The following is a 19,945-nucleotide window of genomic DNA, read 5'->3' as shown; positions in this document are numbered from 1 at the left end:
CGGATAACGGGCGACCTTCTCGGGGCGGGGCGGCCTGGTAAGCCTCGGGTGCGGCTATCAGGCCGCAGCCAAATGCATGGGCGTCACCTTCGGCGCGGGCGCTTCGTCGCCATCAAGCCCTCGGTGAGTGCGTTCAGATCGCGGACAAGGGCTATCAGCTGCGGCAGCAACTCTATTCGATACCGCGGCGAGGGCAGCGAAGCGGGCCAGGCGTTTTTCGGGCCGAAATAGACGGCATGCATGCCGGCGTTGTCTGCTCCAAGAATATCGGCCTCGGGATTGTCACCGACGAAGAGACAGTTGTCGACGGGCAGGTCGAGACGGCCAGCAGCCAGTTCGAAAATTTCCCGTGCCGGTTTACGAAGGCCGATATCTCCTGAAATGACCACCAGGTCGAGCACTTCGTTCAGTCCCGCCGCCGCGATTTTCGGTCGCTGAACATTGGCTTCGCCATTGCTGACGACGCCGATTAGAACGCCGTATTGCTTCAGCGTGGAAATGGTCTGTTTTGCCCCTGACATGGGAACAGCCATGCCGGGATACACTGTCTCGAAGTCATGGAAGAGGGCTGCAGCAAGGTCGCCTGGAAGACCGAATGTCTCCGTCAGGCGCGGATAAAGATCGCGCTTTTTAACCAGGCCGGCCTTCTCCAGCTGCAGGAATTCAGCAATGTAGCGCTGTTCCTCGACACCGTGCTCGCCAAGACGAAATCGCTGGTATTGGAGCGGCAGGAAGGTGAGGACGGCAGCGGTCTTGTCGATGAGTGTCTCGTCAAGATCAAAAAGGACCGCTCTAATCATGGTGTCCTGCCCGATGCTCACTCGAAGGATTGTTCTGCAAAGCCGGTAAAGCGGAAAACCGGATCGGGGTCAAACCTCATAAATCGAGTGAACGATCGACAGCGGCGCAAATCAGAGATGAAAAGGCGGTTGAACGCTTCGTCACTGGACCTGCCTGGCCGCCGTCCTATCTCCTCCGCCATAATGCGCAGATACGCAAAGGAGGAGCGAGATGTCCTATGTCGATGGTTTCATCGTGGCGGTTCCGAAGGGGAATATCGAGACCTACAAGGGATTCTCGACCTTCGCCGGCTCGATCTGGAAGGAATATGGCGCGCTCGAATATGTCGAATGTATCGGCGACGACGTGCCCTATGGCGAGTTGACCTCCTTTCCCCGCGCCGTGCAGGCGAAGGAGGACGAGGTGGTGGTGTTTTCCTGGATCGTCTATGGCTCGCGCGAGGAGCGCGACGATATCAATGCCAAGGTGATGGCCGATCCCAGGCTCAAGGGCGACCAGTGGCAGATGCCGTTCGATGGCAAGCGGATGATCTACGGCGGCTTCGAGACGCTGCTCAGGCTTTGATCGCCCCAGTCAAGCTTGACTTTGCCCGGGCAAGCTTGACTTGCGCCGAGCAGCGCGCCAACTCGCGAGAGATGTCATCTCGAAGCGGGAGAGCGCCTTGCCCCAGACGATCCTCACTCTGTCCACACGCGGACAGGGCCTTTACGAGTTCACCCCCCAGGCGGAGGCCTTCGTCAGCGCGTCGGGGCGGGAGGAGGGGCTTCTTACGGTCTTCGTGCGCCACACCTCCTGTTCGCTGTTGATCCAGGAAAATGCCGATCCCGATGTGCGCACCGATCTTCTCGCCTTCTTCCGCCGCCTCGTGCCGCCGGCCTCCGATCCTGACATGGGCTGGATCGTGCACAGGGCCGAGGGGCCGGACGACATGCCGGCGCATATCAAGGCGGCGCTGACGCAGGTCTCGATTGGCATTCCCGTCGCCAGGGGGCGGTTGATGCTCGGCACCTGGCAGGGGCTCTATCTCTTTGAACATCGAGACCGGCCGCACCGGCGCGAAATCGTGCTGCATCTCAGCGATTGAAAGAGTTAATCGTTGTGAATGCAAACTGAATGCCCGGTTCCAACGCCATTCAGTTTGCTGGGTCTACTGTCGAGACAATCCCTGAAGGGAGAGCTTAGATAATACCAATCGACGGAGACATCCCATGACGCATTTCCTGACCAAGGCTTCGCTTGCCGCTCTGCTCGCCCTCTGCACCATTCCGGCCACTGTTTCCACGGCGGCCGCCGCCGGACCGCAGACGAACTTCGTCGTCGAGGCGCAATATCATCGTCCGATCCGCGGCTGCTCACCGATGCATGCGGTGCGCAAGGCGCGTGATTTCGGCCTGCGGAGAGCCCATATCACCCGCATGTCGCCGCGGGTCGTCGTTGTCGCAGGGCGCGACCGCCGCGGCTGGGACAGGATGACTTTCGCGAATGTCCGCGGCTGCCCGCTGATCCGGCGCTGAGGACTGCGGCCGGAGGCGCCGATGTGGCGCTTCCGGCCCGCTTTTGCCTTGACGCTGACACTTTCAGCCGTCTCTTCTCTGACCTGTATGAGTGATTCCCAAATGACGCTTCGGCGTAATGCGAACTAATGGGGAGGGCGGCTCGCCGCACCGACTTTCAAAGGAAAAGGTTTTTCGATGATGCAGTTTCTGGCAAAGGCGGGTCTTGCCGTCATGCTGACAGCCGGCACCCTGGCCGGTACGGTGGCCCCGGCCGCCGCCCAGTTGAATATCATTATTGGCGAGCCGGACCGTGGTCCGCCGCAGGATTACCGCCGTCCGCCTCCGGGCCCGGGCTACGGCCGGCCGTCGCGCGGCTGCAATCCGCAGCTCGCCGAAAACCTCGCCCGGGATTACGGCTTTCGTCGCGCTCGGGTCGTCGACATCACGCCACGCCGCGTGATCGTCCAGGGCTGGACGCGTCGCGGTCCCGATGAAATGAGCTTCGGCAATGTGCGCGGCTGCCCCGCCCTGCGCCGCCGCTAATCAATGGAAGAAAACGCCGCCCCGTCTCCCCGATGCGGCGGCTAAGAACCGCCTTTGCCAGTCTCCCCGGATCGGCAAGGGCGGTTTTCTTTTGCGCTCAGTTTGACTGCGCTCTTTCCTCCGGCATCATTGTGGGTCCTGTGCCACGGCTGTCCGGTTGGCGCCAATGGCTGCCCCTCACCCTAACCCTCTCCCCGTAAAAACGGGGCGAGGGGACGTGCCCTGCGAGAGCGAGCGGGGAACGGAGAGGGCGCGGCATTGTCCCTTCGCCCCGTTTACGGGGAGAAGGTGGCGGCAGCCGGATGAGGGGCTGGCATCGGCGTTCTCTTGGGCCGAGGAGCAGAAGATGACATTGAAACGAGCGCTGTGCGCCTGAAAAGACGCGCGGCGCTACAATGTTTATTGCTCGATCGCGAAGGTCACGGTGACGCTGACATTGTAATTGTTCTCGCCGCCCTGGACTGGAACGGCAGCGTCGGAAGCCTCTTTCATCATCGTGGCGCGATAGACTGGCTGCGGCATTGCGCGCGGCACATTCTCGTTGATCTCGAGAATGCGGCCGAGCTTGACGCCGGCGGCTTCGCTCAGCGTCTTTGCCCTTTTGACGGCATCGGCGACCGCGGCCTTGCGTGCCTCTTCGATCGCAGCGTCCGGCTTGTCGTTGGTGAACTGGATTTCGCCGCCCTGGTTGATGCCGAGGGTGACGGACTGGTCGATCACCTGGCCGAGCTTGGCGAGATCGCGCAGCCTGACGGTGACGGAATTGATGGTCTGGTAGCCGATTAGCTGCGGCTGCTGCTGCTGGCCGTCGACCGGCTGCGGATAGTTGTATTGCGGCTGGATGGAAAAGCCGGAGGTCTGCAGATCGCGCTCGGCGATGCCGCCGCTCTTCAGCGCGGCAAGCACGTCGTTCATCGCCTTGTTGTTCTCATCGAGTGCTTCGCGGGCGGTTTTCGCCTGCTTGACGACGGCGAGATTGACGACGGCCATATCGGGAGCGACGGACGATTCGCCATCGCCGGTCACCGAAATCACCGGTTCGCGCGGCTTTGCCTCCTGCGCGAAGGCGGGCGCTGCGGCGGCGAGCGGCAGCGCCAGAAGGGCGGTCATCAGGACAGTTTTGGTATAGATCGGCGCCATGTTTTCATTCCTTGGTTGTCGTTTCCCGGATGAGCTTTCTGTCGGTTGATTGTGAAGCTATTACGGCGGAAAAGACAGGCGCATGCGTAGCGAGAGAAAAATCTGCGGGGTGCATGCATTGGAGCTTGAATCAGGGGGCGTCCGCCGCCCGTTAAAAGCCGAAACGGCTGGACCGGAACCGACGGCTCGCTATCATATGGCGACCATCAACGACGAGGAAGCAATGTTCGAAACGCTCGATCCCGTCCCCTCCGAGATCGCCACCGCGATTTCCGATGGCCTGAACGCCTTCAACGAGAGCGCTGAGATCATACGCGAGGCCTTCGCCATCGTCTGGCGGGAAAACGGAAGGCTTATCGCCGGAATAACGGCGTCCGTTTCCTTCTCGGTTCTTTTCATCGGCAATCTGTGGGTCGAAAAATCGCTGCGCCTGAGCGGCATCGGCCGGAAGCTGATGGCGGCGGCGGAAGAAGAAGGGCGACGCCGCGCCGCCGTCACGGCCTGTGTCGACACACTCTCGACCCGGGCCCCGGACTTTTACCCGAAGCTCGGATATGTCGAATTCGGCAGGGTCAGCGGGCATGCGGGAGGCCGGCCCGTCGACCGGATCTGGTTCCGGAAGGAATTTCCGCCGCAACTTGATCAGAAGCCGATGGCGGCTTCCCATCTGATATCAACTGAAATGACATTGGAGGACGTAATGGCGGGGGGCAGACGAGTCTGTTGACTCGCCAATTGTCCTACTGGGCCCCGAAATCGTCCATGAAGGATGGATGGATAGCGGGCTTGCGCTCTTGGCGTGCGTCGCGAATACGCTGGGGAACCGCACCGAGACCAGCGACGAAGCGGGTCAGGAGATTGCGGTTGAAAAGTTTATGTATGGCACTCATGGTAGTTCACTCATTCTTTTTTTTGTTAGCCGGCAGCATATATTTTGCCCAGGCTGCCATAACAATGGGCAATTTTGCATGACAGTTATGTGACAGTGCATGGCTTGAGGGTGGCTGGCCTAAAAGGTGATCACATTGGCGTTAGAAACGCTCGTCGAGGGCGGTCGGCTGCTATAAATCCTCGTCGGTATTCGCCGTGGGTGGTAGATTGCCCGCTTGGGTAAAACCATACCCCTCCGAAGGAGAAGCTCAGATGAACCGATTTTTCGCATTTGTCGCGACCGGAACGCTGATCAGCCTTGCTACGATCATTTCGGGTTGCACTTCGTCCGGAAGCGTCGACCAGACGTCGTCGATCGGCGGCGGTTATTATGAGCGTCAGCCGCTTAATCCCGCGTGTGGGGGTGGGTTTAGACCTAGCGACGGGCGTTCTTGTAGCTATTAGAAATGTGCACCGGTCGGGCGTGATGCCGTGCTAATAGCTGCACGGACGATCAGGAAACGCCCGCCGCCGAGATAGTCTGTTACCCGTTTGGGCCGTGCCGCAGTGAACATCACCACCTTGAACTCCTGCTTGGGGTCCAAGGTCATCATTCAGTGAAGCCCTTGCAGTCTGTTTCGCCGCTCTGCCAGCAGTTCATTTTGAACCAAATTCCTGGCATTGTCCGAAAGACCATTCGGCCCGAGCAGACCAAGTTCGGTAAACCGCGCTTCAATTTCCTTAGGAATGCTATCCGCTTCGTGTTGGCAAAGGCGCACAAGCCACTTCCATTCGTCGCTAGTCATATCCCTGTGCACGACCATGAATTGCTACCCCTCCCGAGAACAACGACGTCCATCCATAAAGTACCATAACTTCTATCGAAAGGCAGGTGGCTCGACGATCAGGCTGATCATAAGCGTATCAATCCGCAAAGCGCTGCACGAACGCGAAGTTTCCAATCATTCTCAGTAAGTCTCGACCAGCCGATAGTTGGCAACCGTGGTGCATGCTTCCGTGCCGGAGTCTCAGCCGACGATCTGCTGTCGACCCGATCAGGATGATCTCGAGCGCTCCTGCTTTGCAAAGAGATCGAGCGTGCTTCGAAGCGGCCTTAAAGGATCTTCGAAAGATTTCCGAAAACTCCGGAACTCGTGTCAAAATTTCGGAAATTCGCGTCCGGCTACAGGAGCTTCGATTTAAACCACTAATGCAAAAAGTGGTGGGCCCGGAGGGACTCGAACCCCCAACCAAGCGGTTATGAGCCGCCGGCTCTAACCATTGAGCTACAGGCCCTGGCGTCGGGTGTCCGGCGCTTGGGTGCCGGGGCAATGGTTCCCGCAGCACGGTTTCCGCTCTAACGCAAATCCGGGGGAGCCACAAGCGGTGAGCGCAAGCATCTGTGGACGATGCATATTTCGTGGGCAGCCACTGGAACCTTCTCGCGCGGGCTACACTTATCCAAGTCACATTCCGCATGAAGAGGGCGATCGCAGATGGTGGCTTCGAACAGTGCCGTGGTGCTCATCGTGGAGGACGAGCCGCTGATCCGGTTCAATATCCTCGATGTGCTGGAAGAGGTCGGTCATGTGGCGCTGGAGGCGGCGAATGCCGACGAGGCTCTGGTGGTGCTGAAGGGCAGGCAGGATGTCGATATCCTGTTCACCGACGTCAATATGGCGGGTTCGATGGACGGTCTCCAGCTTGCCAATCGGGTGAGGGCGATGCGGCCGAACATCGGCATCATCATCACCTCGGGCATGGTGCGGCTCGATCCGATGGCGCTGCCCGCCAATACCGCCTTCCTGCCGAAGCCCTACATGCACGACACGCTGATTTCGACCATCGATTCCCTGATGACGTAACGGCAATACCCTGATGACTGGACAGGGGCGCGCAGCCGCAAAACGGGGACTGTTTTTGCGGCTGCGCGCGAGGCGCCGGGAGACATGCTCGTCTTCAGGCGGGGCGGAGGGGAACCACACCCTCAGCTGAAGCTGCTCTTCAGCGCCTCGTTCTCGTGATGGGCCTTCTTCTCGTAGATCGTGAACAGCGCCATCGAAAGGAGATAGGAGAGGAAGGGATCCCCTATCTGCGTGGCGATGTCGCGGGATGCGAGAACATGGCGCTCGAGAGCGCCGATATCCTTCTGTATTGCGGTCTGCGTGGTGGTTTCAGCGAGGCGATTCATGCTGCCATCTCCAGGAATTGGGTCACGACCGAGCGGGCCGGCACGTGCCTGACATAAAGGGGTAGGGTGAGGCCGAGGGCGGCGCGCATCTTGCGCAGCACCCGGTCCGATACTTCGAAGGCGCCGCAGCAGACGGGGTATTTGCCGTAGCCGTCTGCACGGCCGAGTTCTTCCACTTCGGCGCCGGCGCGCTTGTAGACGCGCTTGAGGTAGGGCTCGTAGTTGGAAATCATCGTATGGATGCCGTGATCGAGCGCGCATTCGCAAAGCGCAAGCAGCATCATGGAGAAGGCGCGGCCGGCATCGACATTGGAGAAATCCTCGGCGATCGCCTCCTCGTCGATGCACATGCGCGTGCCTTCCCAGATGCCGGGGGCAATCAGATTGGCGGCATCGGGAAACGTCTCGCGGAAGACGTCGTAGAGAAGGGTCGGGCCGGTCGTCGGCATCAGGCGCATGCCGCCATAGAGGCGGGTGCGGCTATCGTTGCACCAGACGAGGTAAGCTGGGGCGAGCGAATCGTAGCTGTCGCGTTCGTAAGGGCCGATGACGGGAACGTCCCAGCCGAGCGTATCGGCGAAGACCTTCTTGCGCAGGCGAAACATTTGGTCGAGTACGGCAGCGTATTTCTGATACTCATGTGCCTGAATGATAACGAACATTTTGCCCTCCAGCGTTTTCAAGTTCGTGGAAAGCAGAATGGTTCAAGCGGGCCGGTTCGGAAATTCCCTCAGATGGGCCCCCTCAGATGAGGGGGGGGCGCATATCGCGCAAAAGTGTGCAGCGGTTTTGCGACAACGACATGCGCTAGGGATTGATGATGCGCAATTGCACGGCCCGCGAAGCGGCGGCCGAGATCGTGGCGCAGCCGAGTTTGAAGCGGGCGGTCTTCAGATAATCGCGCGTGGTGTGCTCCGATATGCCGAGGATCACCGAAATATCCTTGTAATCCTTGCCCAGCGCCGTCCAGTGCAGACATTCGATCTCGCGCGGCGACAATGCCGGCACCGGATCGTTTTCACCATGCAGCTCGTAGACGGCCTTGCGGTGGATGAGATGGGCGATCTCGATCCATTCGTTGCGGCAGCGGCGGACGAGTTCGGCCCATTCTTCCGCCGGTTTGCGGGCATTCAGCGACAAGAGCGCGCGGCGCTGCGCCTTGTCGGCAACGGGAATGGAGTAGCCGTTGCCGCCGATACCGTGCTTCTGGGCATCGACCAGCATGGCATAGGCCTCCGGCGTCGGCTCGACCTCGCTCCAATCGAAGGGCAGCTGGCGTTCGAAGCCCTGCTTGACGATCGGATCGACCTTCACATAGCTGTTCAGGAGGTAGCGGGAGACCCAGGCATCCGGGTAGGTGGTGCGCACGAAGGGCGAATCGATCTTGGCCGCGATCGTCTGGGCGAGATGGTAGGTGACGAAATCGAGGCCATATTCCGCCTGGAGAATGCGGATGGCGGCATCCACATTGGCCGCAGCCTTGATCTGTTCGAAAGCGGACTCGAACTTTTCGCTGTAGGTATTCTCAATCATTTCCACTGCCCCAATCCCCTCAATCCTACCGCGAGCGCTGTCATAAATACAAGGCATCCCCACATATGCGGGGAATGACAATCCGGGCCCCATCTGCTAGCGCCTTTCATGAGGAGACCTCATATGGACAGCAAGAGACCATTCGCGATTGCCGAATGCCAACAGGCCGCCAAGGGCCTGAAATCCAGCTGGCAGGACATGGCAGGCTCCGAAGCGCTGATCCGCGCCCTCGTTGCCGAACGCAACGGCGACACGCCGCTGGCGCTGTTCTGGACCGAGGTTCACCGGGCGCTCTGCCAGGAAACCAACGCCTTCTGATAATCGGCTTTCCCGAAAGGCTCAGGCTTTTCTCCTTGGCTAAACAGCGCACCACCCGGGCGCGGCAGCAAGGAAGTCCCGCCGCCTTTCTATGTAATTATCGATGAACACGTCTTCATTCTTGTCGCGATTCGATTCTACGATGAAAGCGTCGGACGATAGCGTTTTCGGATATATGGTTAATAAACCCGCACTATTTCATCGATTTGTGCCAAAATGGGTTGACGAAGAATTTGCGGCAGGAGCAATGGTGTTTGTGGAAACGGTTACACTCCTCACCTGTGCCGCCACTGGCTGCAGAATGTTTAGACTGTCATCACTGATGCGTGGAATGGAATGACTGAAAAGCGCGTGCATCTGGTCTTCAAGACCCATCTCGATATCGGCTTTACCGACCATGCCGAGAAAGTCCGCCGGCACTATCACGAGCGCTTCATTCCGCAGGCGATCGAAACGGGTAAGCATTTTCATGCCGAAAATCCCGACGAGCCAAAATTCATCTGGACGACGGGCGCCTGGCTGATCTGGGACCATCTGAATTCGCGCTCGGCGGGAGAGGTGGCAGCGCTGGAACAGGCGATCGAGCGCGGGCTGATCCGCTGGCACGGCCTGCCGTTCACCACCCATACGGAGCTGATGTCGCCCGACCTTTTCCGGGCCGGGCTTTCCTATTCGCAGGAGCTCGACCGGCGCTTCGGCAAGACGACGATCGCGGCGAAGATGACCGATGTGCCCGGCCATACGCTCGGCATGGTGCCGCTGCTTTCCGAAGCGGGCATCCGCTTCCTGCATCTCGGCGTCAATACGGCCTCATCACCGCCCGATGTGCCCGACATCTTCCGCTGGCGGGCGCCCGGCGGCGAGGAGGTGGTCGTCATGTACCAACGCTCCTATGGCGAGACCTGTTTCCCCGACGGTTTCGAGGACGGGCTGAGCTTTGCCCATACCAACGACAATATGGGGCCGCAGAGTGTGCCGCAGACGGCCGAGGCCTATCGCGAATTGCGCGCCCGTGAGCCGGATGCGATCATCCGTGCGGCGACGCTCGAGGATTACGGCGCCATTCTCTGGAGCGAGCGCGAGCGTTTTCCTGTTGTTGAGTTGGAACTCGGCGACAGCTGGATCCATGGCAGCGGCAGCGATCCGGTGAAGACGGCGCGGTTCCTCGCGCTGCAGCGGCTCTACGACCGTTTCGCAGCGGATGGGCTCGACGCGCGTCGCCTCGCCTTCGGGCGCGGACTGGCGATGGTGGCCGAACATACCTGCGGCGTCGATATCAAATCCTATCTGCGCGACGACAAGGCATGGTCGCGGGCCGATTTCGAGGCCGCACGCCGATCCGATTACCGCTTCGCCTATACCGAAGCCTCATGGGACGAGCAGCGCGCCTATCTCGACCAGGCGGTCTCGGAACTCGACGAGACAGACCGGAAGGCGGCCCAGGCGGTGCTTGCCGAATTCGCCACGCCCGCCGTCATGGAGGGTAGTGGACGGGAGCTCCGCCTGCAGACCGGTGGCTGGTCGATCGCGCTCGACGGTGCGAGCGGCGATGTGGCCGAAATCACCTCGCCCTCCGGCCGGACGATCTCCGGCCGCAACGGCCCGCTGATCGCCTATCGATATGAGAGCTACGATGCCGGCGACGTTACCAGGCACATGGAGACCTACCTGACCCATCGCCAGGAATGGGCGGTGCTCGACCATGACAAGCCGGGGCTTGCCCGGTCGGGGGCAGCACTTTCGAAGGTTTTTCTTCCGAGGATGGAAGCGACCCAAGAGGCGGGCATCCTTCTGTCGATGCCGGCCGAGGCCGTGCAGAAATACGGCGCGCCGCCGCATGTGATGCTGCATTTCACCGCCGAGGGCGATCACCTCGACCTTAGCCTGACGTTGCTTGACAAGCCGGCCAACCGCATGCCGGAGGCAAGCTTCCTCTCCTTCACGCCTGATGGTGCCGGGGACTGGAATTTCCGCAAGATGGGCCTCTGGCACCGATCCGGGAATATTGCGACAAGCGGCGGCGGGCAATTGCAGGCGGTGACATCAGCACGTGGTGATCTTGCCGATGGCCCGCTGACGATCGAAACCTTCGATGCGCCGCTGGTTGCGCCGCAAAGCTCGGATTTCATGACATTTTGCAAGACGCTGCCGGATTTTACCGCCGGCATCCGCTTCAATCTGCACAACAATAAGTGGGGAACCAATTTCCCAATGTGGTGGCAGGGAGATTTTCAGGCGCGCTTCCGGCTCGGCCTGAGCTGAGCCGGCAAGAGGGAAGGGTCAGCCAGCCTTTGTCGAAGGATTGACCCAGTCCTGACGCGGCATTTCGGGCCGCTGCGGTTTCGGACGAAACTTCACTAGCACCTCGCGGCCATCGACGGAGGCCTGCGTGCGTTCGAGCGCATCGCGTTCGGCAACTGCCTGGCGCCAGTGCTCGGCGTCGCGGCCATCAGGGCGGCCCTGTTCCTCCCAGATCGCGTAAGCTCTTTTGCTAATCCATTCGTGGCGTCTGTCGCTCATCTATCCGTTCCGTTCGACAAAGTGTTATTCGGCAATTCTGTCCTGCAGAACCGGTAGCCGGCGCTTGGCTGCCATCAGCAGGTCGAGCTCAATCGAGGAGGGCCCGAAACGGTTGAACAGACTTTCGGCCTGCTCGTTTCGGAGGCCGTATTTGGAGGCGAATTCATCAAGGCTATAGGCACGGCCGCGCAGAATTCTGCTCCGGCGCTCCGGTTCACGGATTTGCGTCATTGGTGGTAACCCCAGTCGGTTTGGCGAATGTGAGAACAAAACAGATTACAGCGCCAAAAGTTCCGTGATTTCGCAGCGATTTCTGCCCTTTGTGCCATTCCGGACCGATGGCAGGCGGGAGGCAAAAATATTTGACGAATGGCGCATGCCGAGAAAATTTCCACTAAAACATGCAAGAATATCATGGCGTTATGGAATTCGCTTCCAGGCGCGCTGATAAATGGGCTTTACCCCGGCGCGTTACTCTATAGAATCAATAGTGTTATTCGGTTCGCAGGGGCAGCAAAACGTTCCGTTCCCCGCGTTAGCGCGACCGAAACCGGAGGACTTTGGCTTCAACCCATCAAGAGGAGACAGACATGATGAATGCACTGCCGCCACTTCATGACGGCCACGCGCCGTTCAACCTCCAGCAGCTGTTTCGCGAAGCGCTCTATGCCTTCGAGGAATGGGACAGCGAATTGACCGAACCGATCGTGACCCACGAAGGACGGGTCATCCCCATCAGCTTCGTTTTCGAAGCCATGCGCGAATGCACCGACATCGTGCCGATGAACATCGTCGGCGCCGTCACCGAACGGCTGACCAAGCCGTGGGAGGGCGAAGGCCCGCTCGACCAGATGACCTTCTCGACGGCGGCGCGTGTCATGCGCGTTTTGGTGCGCAAGCGCCTTCACGTCACTGGGGCTGCGGATCTCGTCGCCGTTTCGGCCCACGCGTCCGAAGACCAGGGTCGCGACTGACAAAGTGAGGATCGCGGCCATGGCTGCGATCCTTTTCCGCCTTTTGGCGGAACCTCGCTTATTCCCAGCCGTTTAATTCGGCAGGCACAGCCCGCCACTGCAGCGCCCTTTTCGAGAGTCGCAAAGGGCGCTGTAGCACTTCGAATTGCTGCATAATCTATCCTTAGATCGATTCCGATTTAAGAATTATGCAGTGGTGACGAGCGAGGAATGAAGCACCATGCTAAAATCTATTGTTCATGAAATCATCGGTACACCCAGGCGTGAGCCTGAGCTTCCGCAATCGCTCGAGCAGTTTCGCGACAGGAAACGGGTGCTGATCATCTTTGCAGATGCGCAAGATGACCGCGCGCTCATCCAGGACGAATGGCTGCGCAAGGCGCATATGCGCTTGATCGAGGAAGACGTCGAGGTGTTCAGCATAGCCGGCGGCGGCGCGTTTGCGCTGTTCGACGATGACTGGGAACTCGATGCCGACGATATTCGCGATCGGCTGCAGGGACCGCCGTCCGGCGAGTTCGGGCTGATCCTGATCGGACGCGACGGAACCGTTAAGCTGCGCTCCAGCGAGCCGATGAACGCCGAGGATATCTTCGCTGCCTTTGAGATGTTGCCGAAGAAGACGCCTTGGTAGCGTTTCGAGAGTTCGCTTGAAGCAGGGCGCGGTGGATCATCTGCGTCCCCGTGTCTTTTGCATGTTCAGAGTTCGAAGGCTTCCTTGAGGCCCAGGCTCTTGCGTTCGCGCAGGTCGAGATCTGCCTCGATATGGGCGATGTGATCCAGCATCAGCTGGCAGGCGCGGTCGAGTTCGTCGGCTTCGATCGCCGAGATGATGTCACCATGTTCGGAATGGCCGCAGCTCGATGCGGTCGACTGCCCGTAGAGCGCAATTACCAGAGACGAGCGGGCGACAAGCTCTTCCATGAAACGCTGCATGATTGAGTTTCCCGATATGGCCGCCAGCATCAAATGAAAATCGCCCGATGCCTTGATTTCGGCGCGGCGCGCCGTCTGGCCACGCTCGCTCATCAGGCGGCCTTCTTCCAGCAGAAGCTGTCGCAGATGGGTAATGTCATCAGGCGTGATCCGCGCCGCTGCCTCGCGCAAAATGCCTGGTTCGACCAAGCGGCGGGCGGAAAAGATCTGGCGAGCCTCATCAGGCGAGGGGTAGGCGACGAAGGCGCCGCGGTTCTTCTCGACGCTGACAAGACCCTCATAGGACAGCGCCTGCAGGGCGGCGCGGGCAAGCGTGCGGCTAACGTTGAAGAGATTGCCGACATCGCTTTCCGAAAGCTTGGTGCCGGGCGAGAGCCTGCGCTCGACGATCGCTTCGCGAATGGCATCGCGGATCTGTTGCGCGCCTGTTTCGGCGGAGTCTTCGGCCTGCTGAGCCTTGGCGGCGGATTTCATGAAATTTATTTCCTGATGGTCGGCAAACCATACCCGGCTCCGCGGCAAAAGTTAAACAAAATTTGTGCCCGAAATGGTGGCAAGATTGTATACGATGTTTTGCACAAATTGCGCACGATAGCCTAAATCATGTGCAGATAGCGTTGCGCCTCTAATTTGCTCTCTCAATCGCGGTTTTGATAAAATCCTTATTTCGCAATGGCTTCCTGCAAGCAACGGAGTCTGGCACGGCAGATGCATCGTCTTTTCCAAACAGGGGAAGGCATGATGTCGAAAGCGGCAGAGATCGATATAGTATCCGTTTCGAAGGTCTATGGCGCGACGACTGCGGTCCATGCGATCAGCCTGAAAATTCCAGCCGGCTCCTATTGCTGCTTCCTCGGCCCGTCGGGCTGCGGCAAGACTTCGACGCTGCGTATGATCGCCGGCCACGAGAGCATCTCGTCGGGCGACATCAGGCTCGGCAATGCCGTCGTCACCGATTTTCCGCCGGCCAGGCGTGGCACGGCGATGATGTTCCAGTCCTACGCGTTGTTCCCGCATCTCGACCTGATCGACAATGTCGCCTTCAGCCTGAAGATGAAGGGCGTCGACAAGCAAGAGCGGCGGGCCAAAGCGCTCGAGATGCTGAAGCTGATGCAGATGGAGGCCTATGCCACCAGGCGTCCGGCCCAGCTTTCCGGCGGCCAGCAACAGCGCGTGGCGCTAGCGCGCGCGCTGATCACCGATCCGGAAGCGCTGCTGCTCGACGAGCCGCTGTCGGCGCTCGATCCGTTCCTGAAGATCCGCATGCGCGCCGAACTCAAGAAGCTTCAGAAGTCGCTCGGCATCACCTTCGTGCACGTCACCCATAGCCAGGAAGAGGCAATGGCGCTCGCCGACGTCATCGTCATCATGAATGACGGCCGGATCGAGCAGGCGGCAGCTCCGCGCGAGGTCTTCGAGCGGCCGGCGACGGCCTTCGTCGCGCGGTTCATGGGCGATCACAACGTGCTGTCCGGCCGGGTGACCTCGAGCGAGAACGGCATGCTCGTCATGACCGTGCCGGAAGGCCAGAGCTTTTCCGTGCGCGGGACGGGCAGGGAAGTCGGCGAGCCTGTCGATATCGGTATCCGCACCGACCGTGTGCGGCTGCAGGTGGCGACCGAATGGACGCTCGGCTTCGACGGCATCGTCTCCAACATCGAATATCGCGGCTCTTCCGTGAAGATCACCGTTATCGGCGCCGGCAGCGACGACTTCACCGTCATTGCCGACGACGGCGAATATTTCGCCCGGCCGGTCGCCGTTGGCGACACCGTCTCGCTCAGTTGGGCGCTCGAGGATGCCGTGCTTCTCGGCCGCTCTTCCGCATGAGCCATCACCATCAAGAACACTGAACCTTCCATATCCAAGAAAAGGGGAACTGACATGACGACTGAAACGACATCGACCAAGGCGGAGAAGGGTCTTTCCCGCCGCGCGCTGCTGAAGACGGGGGCTGCCGCCGTCGGCGCCATCGCAGGTTCCGGCGCCATCACCGGCTTTCCCACCATCTGGGCGCAGACGAACATCACGCTTCGCCAGTTCGGCACCGGCGTTTCGAACATCAATGCCATCGCCGAGAAGTGCAAGGCCGATCTCGGCATCACGCTGGAGATGACGGCGACTGATTCCGACGCCGCCGCTCAGCGCGCCGTCACCCAGCCTGACAGCTACGACATTGCCGACATCGAATACTGGATCGCCAAGAAGGTGTTCCCGACCGGCGTCATGCAGCCGATGGATGTCAAGAAGCTGAAATATTACGACAAGATCGTACCGCTGTTCATCAACGGCAAGCTGAAGGCGGACAGCGTCATCGCCCAAGGCACGGCGCCGCACACGGTCGGCTTCGTCGAAGCGCAGGATTCCAAGAAGTTCGCCAAGGAGGCGACGCAGTGGATGACGATGGTTCCGACCATCTACAATGCCGACACGCTCGGTATTCGCCCCGATCTCGTGGGCCGCGACATCACCAGCTGGGCCGACATCATGGATCCGAAGTTCAAGGGCAAGACCTCGATCCTCAACATTCCGTCGATCGGCATCATGGATGCCGCGATGATCATGGAAGCCATGGGCAACATCAAATATGCCGACAAGGGCAACATGACCAAGGAAGAGATCGACAAGACGATCGAATTCCTGATCAAGGCCAAGGGCGACGGCCAGTTCCGCGCCTTCTGGAAGAGCTTCGACGAGTCGGTGAACCTGATGGCGTCGGGCGAAGTCGTCATCCAGTCCATGTGGTCGCCGGCCGTTGCCGCCGTCCGCTCCAAGGGCATCGCCTGCAAGTATCAGCCGCTCAAGGAAGGCTATCGCGCCTGGGGCGGCGGTCTCGGCCTTGCTTCGCACCTCAAGGGCGCGCAGCTCGACGCCGCCTATGAATACATCAACTGGTACACATCGGGCTGGGTCGGCGGCTATCTCAACCGCCAGGGTTACTATTCCGCTTGCATGGACACCGCCAAGAACTTCATGACGGCGGACGAGTGGGGCTACTGGATCGAGGGCAAGCCGGCAACCGGCGACATCATGTCGCCTGAGGGCAAGGTCATGGAGAAGGCCGGCGCCGTTCGCGACGGCGGCTCCTTCGAAGCCCGCATGGGTGCTGTCGCCTGCTGGAACTCGGTGATGGACGAAGACCGCTACATGGTCCGCCGCTGGAACGAGTTCATCGCTGCCTAAGCGATTGTCGTTTTCCCCTCCCCAACCCTCCCCACAAGGGGGAGGGAGTCTGGAGGCGGCGCGGCAAAGATACTCCCTCCCCCTTGTGGGGAGGGTTGGGGAGGGGTCTTCTCGATCCCTCTTTTAACGACCGGACGAATGACGAGCTTCCGAAAGGGTAAGGGATGGCGACCATCGCAGCGGAAACGGAGGAGGATGGCCAGGGTGCGCGCGGCGGGCGCGGGCTGAAGCTTTCCCCATCGGCGATATCCTATCTCCAGGCGACGCCGCTGTTTGTCATTCTCGGCTTGTTCTTCCTGCTGCCGATCGCGATGATCGCGGTCGTCAGCTTCTGGGACTACGACTTTGCCGGTCTCTATCCCGATTTCCTGACGATGAACTACACCGACACGCTCGGTTCGTGGGTGACGTGGAAGATCTATCTCAACACGCTGAAATTCACTGCGATCGTCTGGGCGCTGACGCTCGTCATCGGTTTCTGGGTCGCCTATTTCCTGGCCTTCCACATCCGCAAGACCTCGACGCAGATGATCCTCTTCCTCGTCTGCACCGTGCCGTTCATGACGTCGAACATCATCCGCATGATTTCGTGGATCCCGGTGCTCGGGCGCAACGGCCTCGTCAATTCGACGCTGATCAAGATGGGCATCATCCCGCAGCCGATCGAATGGCTGCTCTATTCCGATTTCGCCGTCGTGCTCGCCATGGTGCATCTCTATACGCTGTTCATGGTGACGCCGATCTTCAATACGCTGATGCGCATCGACCGGTCGCTGTTCGAGGCGGCGCGCGATGCCGGCGCGTCGGGCTGGCAGGTGTTGTGGAATGTCGTCTTCCCGCTCGCCAAACCCGGCATGGCGATCGGTACGATCTTCGTCGTGACGCTTGTGATGGCTGACTTTTCGACAGTGCAGGTGATGTCCGGCGGCCAGAGCGCGTCGGTGGCGCTGATGATGAAGAACCAGATGTCGCTGCTGCAATATCCGGCCGCTGCCGCCAATGCCGTGGTGCTGCTCGCCGTCGTGCTGTTGATGGTCGCGGCCATCCTGCGCGTCGTCGATATCCGCAAGGAGCTTTGAGATGAGCCACGAAAAACGCGGCCTGGAATTCTATCTGCTGGCGCTCTTCTTCATCATCTTCGTGCTGTTCCTCTACGGGCCGCTTTCGGCGATTCTGATCCTCTCCTTCCAGGGTCCGGACGGCGGTCTGACCTTCCCGATGAACGGCGTTTCCACGCACTGGTTCTTCAACCTGTTCGAGAAGCAGGCGGTCGGCGATTTCGGCGCCTCGTTCCGCCGCTCCTTCACCCTCGGGCTAATGGTGATGGTGGTGACCGTCGTCGTCTCGCTGCTCGCCGGCCTTGCCTTCCGCCGCCGTTTCCGCGGTTCGACGGCGCTCTTCTACGCCACGGTCGCAAGTCTCGTCGTGCCGTCGATCATCATCTCGCTCGGCATCGGTGTCGTCTTCCAGGAAGGAGGGCTCAAACCCGCCTGGTATTCTTCGGCCTTCGGCGCCCATCTGACCTGGACGCTGCCCTTCGGCGTGCTAATCATGTTTGCCGTCTTCAACCGTTTCTCGCCGGCCTATGAGGAGGCGGCGCGCGACCTCGGCGCCAGCTCCTGGCAGACGTTCCGCCACGTCGTGCTGCCGATGATCGCCCCGAGCCTGGTCGGCGTCGGCCTGTTCGGCTTCACGCTCTCCTATGACGAATTCGCCCGCACGCTGATGACATCAGGCACCTACAATACGCTGCCGCTCGAAATCTACGGCATGACGACCAATGTCACGACGCCGGTGCTCTATGCGCTCGGCACGGTGACGACGCTGTTTTCCTTCACCATCATTCTCGTAGCGCTCGGCATCATGACGATGCTCAGCCGGCGGCAGGCAAAGATTAACTGACATGCGCATCCTCATCGTCAATCCGAACACCACGGCCTCCATGACCGAGAAGGCCGCCACCGCCGCGCGTGCTGTGGCGGCATCCGGCACGGAGATCATCGCGGCCACTTCGCGCATGGGGCCGGTTTCCATCGAGGGACACTACGACGGGGCCTTAGCGATCCCCGGCCTGCTCGCCGAACTCAAGGAGCGGCAGACGGCGGGCTATGACGCGGCTGTTATCGCCTGTTTCGACGATACCGGGCTCGAAGCGGCGCGAACCTTTGCCGATGTGCCGATCCTCGGGCTTTGCGAATCCGCCGTGGTGACGGCGGGCTTCCTGGCGCAGCGCTTCACCGTGGTGACGACGCTGGAGCGCTCGCGGGTGCTGATCGACAATCTGGTGCGCCGCTACGGCATGGGCGACCGTGCCAAGGTGCGCGCTTCCGACATCCCCGTGCTGGAGCTGGAAGATGCAGGCTCGGGCGCGATCGGCAAGCTCAGAGCCGAGATCGAGCGGGCGCTTTTGGAAGACGGCGCCGAGGCGATCGTGCTCGGCTGTGCCGGCATGACCGATCTGGCGCGAGAACTGCAGGAAATCTACGGCGTGCCGGTCGTCGATGGCGTCGCGGCCGCCGTCAAGCAGGCCGAAACGCTGGTGTCGCTCGGACTTTCCACCAGCAAGCGCGGCTCCTACGCCTCGCCACTGCCGAAACCTTTTACCGGGGCGATGAGCGGCTTCTCGCCGATCCTGAAGGTCGGCTGAATCGATGTCCGTTTCCTTCGATTTCAAGCAGCTCAGCGAGCGAGAACGCTACAAGCTGATGATCGGCACGATCATTCCGCGGCCGATCGCGTTGGTGACGACGGTCGACGAGAACGGCCGGATCAATGCGGCGCCCTTCAGTTTCTTCAACTGCCTTTCGGCCGATCCGCCGATCCTTGCGATCGGAGTCGAGAACAATGCCGACATGTCGTTCAAGGACACCGGCCACAATATCCGCATGACCGAGGTGTTCACGGTCAATATCGTCTCCTTCGCCATCGCCGAGGCGATGCATGTCTGCGGTGCCAGATATCCGCGCGGCGTCGACGAGTTGAAGGAGGCGGGCCTCACGGCGATGCCGGGCGAGAAGGTGGCCTCGCCCTTTATCGCCGAGGCGCCGGCCGCCTTCGAATGCAAGCGGCATGTGACGCTGGAGCTCGGCCGCTCGCGGCAGATCGTCATGGGCGAGATCGTCTACGCGCATTATCGCGACGGGGTCGTCGATCCTGAACGGCTGCATGTCGATCCGGCCGCGGTCGATGCCATCGCGCGGCTCGGCGGCGATACCTGCGCCACCATCCGCGACCGCTTCGAGATGCTGACGCCAAAGCACTGACATAGAGAGCATTTCCGTTTTCTTCGAGTGACGAAAATTCCCTATCTCTTTGTATTCGCGCAATTCCGGACGCAAAACCGCCGCGCAGTTTTGCTGGAATTGCTCCAGCGGTAGGCCCAAGTTTTTGCTTTACTTTTTTGCTCCCCGCGAGAATGGTCTGCACGGATCATCGCGCAA

Annotated in this window: 26 protein-coding genes, 1 tRNA gene and 1 pseudogene; 17 read left to right on the top strand and 11 right to left on the bottom strand. The window is 60.3% G+C overall.

What is annotated here, in order from left to right:
* Positions 1 to 83: 83 nt before the first annotated feature.
* On the bottom strand, positions 84 to 800 hold the full coding sequence (locus BS630_RS20580; RefSeq protein ID WP_077978849.1) for an HAD family hydrolase: 717 nt from the start codon (positions 798 to 800) through the stop codon (positions 84 to 86).
* Between the two features lie 211 nt (positions 801 to 1,011).
* On the opposite strand from BS630_RS20580, the gene BS630_RS20575 reads away from it, so the two are divergent.
* From BS630_RS20575 to BS630_RS20560, 4 genes are all read left to right on the top strand, one after another.
* Positions 1,012 to 1,365, top strand: coding sequence for a DUF1428 domain-containing protein (locus BS630_RS20575; RefSeq protein ID WP_077978848.1), 354 nt, complete (start codon positions 1,012 to 1,014; stop codon positions 1,363 to 1,365).
* Positions 1,366 to 1,462: 97 nt separating this feature from the next.
* Positions 1,463 to 1,885: a secondary thiamine-phosphate synthase enzyme YjbQ gene (locus BS630_RS20570; RefSeq protein ID WP_077978847.1), complete on the top strand. Its 423-nt coding sequence runs from the start codon at positions 1,463 to 1,465 to the stop codon at positions 1,883 to 1,885.
* A 124-nt stretch (positions 1,886 to 2,009) separates the two neighbouring features.
* Complete coding sequence (locus tag BS630_RS20565) at positions 2,010 to 2,315, top strand: hypothetical protein (protein WP_077978846.1); 306 nt, start codon at positions 2,010 to 2,012, stop codon at positions 2,313 to 2,315.
* A gap of 177 nt (positions 2,316 to 2,492) precedes the next feature.
* Complete coding sequence (locus tag BS630_RS20560) at positions 2,493 to 2,840, top strand: hypothetical protein (RefSeq protein WP_011652868.1); 348 nt, start codon at positions 2,493 to 2,495, stop codon at positions 2,838 to 2,840.
* Positions 2,841 to 3,239: 399 nt separating this feature from the next.
* Here the strand turns inward: BS630_RS20560 and BS630_RS20555 are convergent, their stop codons facing one another.
* Positions 3,240 to 3,980, bottom strand: coding sequence for an SIMPL domain-containing protein (locus BS630_RS20555; RefSeq protein WP_077978845.1), 741 nt, complete (start codon positions 3,978 to 3,980; stop codon positions 3,240 to 3,242).
* Positions 3,981 to 4,176: 196 nt separating this feature from the next.
* Between BS630_RS20555 and BS630_RS20550 the strand changes: the two are divergent.
* Positions 4,177 to 4,608: pseudogene (locus BS630_RS20550) on the top strand (GNAT family N-acetyltransferase); the annotation flags it as partial.
* Positions 4,609 to 4,720: 112 nt separating this feature from the next.
* Here the strand turns inward: BS630_RS20550 and BS630_RS37430 are convergent.
* Positions 4,721 to 4,870 (bottom strand): hypothetical protein, encoded by a 150-nt coding sequence (locus tag BS630_RS37430; protein ID WP_165940268.1) that lies wholly within the window; start codon positions 4,868 to 4,870, stop codon positions 4,721 to 4,723.
* A gap of 253 nt (positions 4,871 to 5,123) precedes the next feature.
* On the opposite strand from BS630_RS37430, the gene BS630_RS20545 reads away from it, so the two are divergent.
* Positions 5,124 to 5,315 (top strand): hypothetical protein, encoded by a 192-nt coding sequence (locus BS630_RS20545; RefSeq protein WP_077978844.1) that lies wholly within the window; start codon positions 5,124 to 5,126, stop codon positions 5,313 to 5,315.
* A 149-nt stretch (positions 5,316 to 5,464) separates the two neighbouring features.
* Here the strand turns inward: BS630_RS20545 and BS630_RS20540 are convergent, their stop codons facing one another.
* Positions 5,465 to 5,674, bottom strand: coding sequence for a hypothetical protein (locus BS630_RS20540; protein ID WP_012558428.1), 210 nt, complete (start codon positions 5,672 to 5,674; stop codon positions 5,465 to 5,467).
* A gap of 396 nt (positions 5,675 to 6,070) precedes the next feature.
* Positions 6,071 to 6,146 (bottom strand) — tRNA-Ile (locus BS630_RS20535).
* A gap of 200 nt (positions 6,147 to 6,346) precedes the next feature.
* On the opposite strand from BS630_RS20535, the gene BS630_RS20530 reads away from it, so the two are divergent.
* Positions 6,347 to 6,715 carry a response regulator gene (locus BS630_RS20530; RefSeq protein WP_025395379.1) on the top strand — a complete coding sequence of 123 codons (369 nt, stop codon included), beginning with the start codon at positions 6,347 to 6,349 and terminating at the stop codon, positions 6,713 to 6,715.
* Between the two features lie 122 nt (positions 6,716 to 6,837).
* Here the strand turns inward: BS630_RS20530 and BS630_RS20525 are convergent, their stop codons facing one another.
* The 3 genes from BS630_RS20525 to BS630_RS20515 form a co-directional block, all read right to left on the bottom strand.
* On the bottom strand, positions 6,838 to 7,041 hold the full coding sequence (locus BS630_RS20525; RefSeq protein WP_017961378.1) for a hypothetical protein: 204 nt from the start codon (positions 7,039 to 7,041) through the stop codon (positions 6,838 to 6,840).
* Positions 7,038 to 7,703 (bottom strand): acyl-homoserine-lactone synthase, encoded by a 666-nt coding sequence (locus tag BS630_RS20520; protein WP_077978843.1) that lies wholly within the window; start codon positions 7,701 to 7,703, stop codon positions 7,038 to 7,040. Before BS630_RS20520 ends, BS630_RS20525 begins: the two co-directional genes overlap by 4 nt.
* 145 nt (positions 7,704 to 7,848) lie before the next feature.
* Entirely contained in the window at positions 7,849 to 8,574 is a 726-nt protein-coding gene (locus BS630_RS20515) for a LuxR family transcriptional regulator (protein ID WP_077978842.1), read from the bottom strand.
* Between the two features lie 123 nt (positions 8,575 to 8,697).
* On the opposite strand from BS630_RS20515, the gene BS630_RS20510 reads away from it, so the two are divergent.
* Positions 8,698 to 8,892 carry a hypothetical protein gene (locus BS630_RS20510; protein ID WP_017961375.1) on the top strand — a complete coding sequence of 65 codons (195 nt, stop codon included), beginning with the start codon at positions 8,698 to 8,700 and terminating at the stop codon, positions 8,890 to 8,892.
* A gap of 336 nt (positions 8,893 to 9,228) precedes the next feature.
* Entirely contained in the window at positions 9,229 to 11,154 is a 1,926-nt protein-coding gene (locus BS630_RS20505) for a DUF5054 domain-containing protein (RefSeq protein ID WP_077978841.1), read from the top strand.
* A gap of 18 nt (positions 11,155 to 11,172) precedes the next feature.
* Here BS630_RS20505 and BS630_RS20500 read toward each other — a convergent pair whose 3' ends face one another.
* Together BS630_RS20500 and BS630_RS20495 are read right to left on the bottom strand one after the other, a co-directional pair.
* On the bottom strand, positions 11,173 to 11,412 hold the full coding sequence (locus BS630_RS20500; RefSeq protein WP_077978840.1) for a DUF2934 domain-containing protein: 240 nt from the start codon (positions 11,410 to 11,412) through the stop codon (positions 11,173 to 11,175).
* 24 nt (positions 11,413 to 11,436) lie between these two features.
* Positions 11,437 to 11,643 carry a hypothetical protein gene (locus BS630_RS20495; protein WP_077978839.1) on the bottom strand — a complete coding sequence of 69 codons (207 nt, stop codon included), beginning with the start codon at positions 11,641 to 11,643 and terminating at the stop codon, positions 11,437 to 11,439.
* Positions 11,644 to 12,002: 359 nt separating this feature from the next.
* On the opposite strand from BS630_RS20495, the gene BS630_RS20490 reads away from it, so the two are divergent.
* Both BS630_RS20490 and BS630_RS20485 read left to right on the top strand, forming a co-directional pair.
* Entirely contained in the window at positions 12,003 to 12,386 is a 384-nt protein-coding gene (locus BS630_RS20490) for a BRA0787 family protein (RefSeq protein WP_025395374.1), read from the top strand.
* A gap of 220 nt (positions 12,387 to 12,606) precedes the next feature.
* On the top strand, positions 12,607 to 13,020 hold the full coding sequence (locus tag BS630_RS20485) for a DUF4174 domain-containing protein (protein ID WP_077978838.1): 414 nt from the start codon (positions 12,607 to 12,609) through the stop codon (positions 13,018 to 13,020).
* Between the two features lie 65 nt (positions 13,021 to 13,085).
* Here BS630_RS20485 and BS630_RS20480 read toward each other — a convergent pair whose 3' ends face one another.
* The gene (locus tag BS630_RS20480) at positions 13,086 to 13,796 is read right to left on the bottom strand and encodes a GntR family transcriptional regulator (protein WP_077978837.1); all 711 of its coding nucleotides are present in this window, start codon (positions 13,794 to 13,796) and stop codon (positions 13,086 to 13,088) included.
* Positions 13,797 to 14,063: 267 nt separating this feature from the next.
* On the opposite strand from BS630_RS20480, the gene BS630_RS20475 reads away from it, so the two are divergent.
* From BS630_RS20475 to BS630_RS20450, 6 genes are all read left to right on the top strand, one after another.
* Positions 14,064 to 15,152 carry an ABC transporter ATP-binding protein gene (locus tag BS630_RS20475; RefSeq protein WP_077978836.1) on the top strand — a complete coding sequence of 363 codons (1,089 nt, stop codon included), beginning with the start codon at positions 14,064 to 14,066 and terminating at the stop codon, positions 15,150 to 15,152.
* 54 nt (positions 15,153 to 15,206) lie between these two features.
* Positions 15,207 to 16,505, top strand: a complete 1,299-nt coding sequence (locus tag BS630_RS20470) for an ABC transporter substrate-binding protein (RefSeq protein WP_077978835.1) — start codon at positions 15,207 to 15,209, stop codon at positions 16,503 to 16,505.
* A gap of 164 nt (positions 16,506 to 16,669) precedes the next feature.
* Positions 16,670 to 17,584: an ABC transporter permease gene (locus BS630_RS20465; protein ID WP_020050894.1), complete on the top strand. Its 915-nt coding sequence runs from the start codon at positions 16,670 to 16,672 to the stop codon at positions 17,582 to 17,584.
* 1 nt (position 17,585) lies between these two features.
* Complete coding sequence (locus BS630_RS20460) at positions 17,586 to 18,407, top strand: ABC transporter permease (RefSeq protein ID WP_025395369.1); 822 nt, start codon at positions 17,586 to 17,588, stop codon at positions 18,405 to 18,407.
* 1 nt (position 18,408) lies between these two features.
* Positions 18,409 to 19,152, top strand: coding sequence for an aspartate/glutamate racemase family protein (locus BS630_RS20455; RefSeq protein WP_017961364.1), 744 nt, complete (start codon positions 18,409 to 18,411; stop codon positions 19,150 to 19,152).
* 4 nt (positions 19,153 to 19,156) lie between these two features.
* Positions 19,157 to 19,768 carry a flavin reductase family protein gene (locus tag BS630_RS20450; RefSeq protein WP_017961363.1) on the top strand — a complete coding sequence of 204 codons (612 nt, stop codon included), beginning with the start codon at positions 19,157 to 19,159 and terminating at the stop codon, positions 19,766 to 19,768.
* Positions 19,769 to 19,945: the final 177 nt, after the last annotated feature.

Source organism: Rhizobium laguerreae (assembly GCF_002008165.1).
Classification (GTDB): Bacteria; Pseudomonadota; Alphaproteobacteria; order Rhizobiales; family Rhizobiaceae; genus Rhizobium; species Rhizobium laguerreae.
This window is presented reverse-complemented; position numbering and strand designations above follow the sequence as displayed.